This is a genomic window from Macrococcus hajekii, assembly GCF_004359505.1.
In the GTDB taxonomy this organism is placed as follows: Bacteria; Bacillota; Bacilli; order Staphylococcales; family Staphylococcaceae; genus Macrococcus; species Macrococcus hajekii.
The window spans coordinates 1-369 of the sequence record NZ_SCWE01000041.1; the positions used below are offsets into that span (position 1 = coordinate 1).

Here is a 369-nt window from a genome sequence, read left to right on the forward strand (position 1 = left end):
ATTAATAATGTGATGTCTGTATGAATACAGACGCGCGATTTTTTGAGAATTCATAAAATAATGAACTCACTCGGTTTTGCTTGGTAAATCAATTTTTTCTTACTTTATCTAGTTTTCAAAGTACAATATTAATAATGGTGGGCCTAAATGGACTCGAACCATCGACCTCACGCTTATCAGGCGTGCGCTCTAACCAGCTGAGCTATAGGCCCATTATGAATGTGTGAACCATAGGTTCAATGAACATTCAAAACTGAATACAATATGTCAAAGTCAATTCCTAAGAGACATCAAGTGTCTCTTTTCCGTAATATCCTTAGAAAGGAGGTGATCCAGCCGCACCTTCCGATACGGCTACCTTGTTACGAC

1 tRNA gene is annotated in these 369 nt (G+C 38.5%); it reads right to left on the reverse strand.

Annotated elements, in window-relative coordinates:
* Window positions 1-135 precede the first annotated feature (135 nt).
* Window positions 136-212: transfer RNA gene (locus ERX37_RS11280), tRNA-Ile, on the reverse strand.
* Window positions 213-369 lie beyond the last annotated feature (157 nt).